The following is a 1481-nucleotide window of genomic DNA, read 5'->3' on the forward strand; positions in this document are numbered from 1 at the left end:
ACGGTTGTTCCCTTTTGTGGGGCGTGTGTGGGGTGTGTGGTACGGGGTTGTTGTTTGAGAACTACATAGTGGACGCGAGCATCTTTTATAAGAAGCAATTTCCAAGAATATGAACCTGGATCTGTCGCTGTTGCCTTTTGGGGTGATGGTGGTGGTTTCTGTGGTTCTCTCGAAAATTACTCCTTGATCTTTTGTGGTCAAGTTTTTAAGAGCACACGGTGGATGCCTTGGCATTAGGAGCCGAAGAAGGACGTAGGAATCTGCGATAAGCCTGGGGGAGTCGATAACCGGACTGTGATCCCAGGGTGTCCGAATGGGGAAACCCCGCCAGGGGCGCGAGCTGCCTGGTGACCCGCATCTGAACACATAGGGTGCGTGGAGGGAACGCGGGGAAGTGAAACATCTCAGTACCCGCAGGAAGAGAAAACAATAGTGATTCCGTCAGTAGTGGCGAGCGAACGCGGATCAGGCTAAACCGTTCCATGTGTGATAGCCGGCGGGCGTTGCATGGTCGGGGTTGTGGGACTTCCCACTCCAGCTCTGCCGGGCTGGGAAGGTGAGAGTGCAGGCATAGGTGAACGGTCTTGAAAGGCCGGCCGTAGAGGGTGTGAGCCCCGTAACCGAAATGTTGTGCACCGCCTGGTGAAGTATCCCAAGTAGCACGGGGCCCGAGAAATCCCGTGCGAATCTGTCAGGACCACCTGATAAGCCTAAATACTCCCTAATGACCGATAGCGGACCAGTACCGTGAGGGAAAGGTGAAAAGTACCCCGGGAGGGGAGTGAAACAGTACCTGAAACCGTGTGCTTACAATCCGTCGGAGCCTCCGCGAGCGATCGTGTTGGGGTGACGGCGTGCCTTTTGAAGAATGAGCCTGCGAGTTAGTGTTACGTCGCGAGGTTAACCCGTGTGGGGAAGCCGTAGCGAAAGCGAGTCTGAATAGGGCGTTGCAGTGGCGTGATCTAGACCCGAAGCGAAGTGATCTACCCATGGCCAGGTTGAAGCGACGGTAAGACGTCGTGGAGGACCGAACCCACTTCAGTTGAAAATGGAGGGGATGAGCTGTGGGTAGGGGTGAAAGGCCAATCAAACTTCGTGATAGCTGGTTCTCCCCGAAATGCATTTAGGTGCAGCGTTGCGTGTTTCTTACCGGAGGTAGAGCTACTGGATGGCTAATGGGCCCTACAAGGTTACTGACGTCAGCCAAACTCCGAATGCCGGTAAGTGAGAGCGCAGCAGTGAGACTGTGGGGGATAAGCTTCATAGTCGAGAGGGAAACAGCCCAGACCACCAACTAAGGCCCCTAAGCGTGTGCTAAGTGGGAAAGGATGTGGAGTTGCGAAGACAACCAGGAGGTTGGCTTAGAAGCAGCCATCCTTAAAAGAGTGCGTAATAGCTCACTGGTCAAGTGATTCCGCGCCGACAATGTAGCGGGGCTCAAGTACACCGCCGAAGTTGTGGATTTCAGACAATAGCCAAGC

1 rRNA gene is annotated in these 1481 nt (G+C 54.4%); it reads left to right on the forward strand.

The annotated features are described in order from the left end of the window. Positions 1 to 195 precede the first annotated feature (195 nt). Positions 196 to 1481 (forward strand): 23S ribosomal RNA (locus ARTB_RS21295); the annotation flags it as partial.

It is taken from the genome of Arthrobacter humicola (assembly GCF_022803015.1).
In the GTDB taxonomy this organism is placed as follows: Bacteria; Actinomycetota; Actinomycetes; order Actinomycetales; family Micrococcaceae; genus Arthrobacter; species Arthrobacter humicola_A.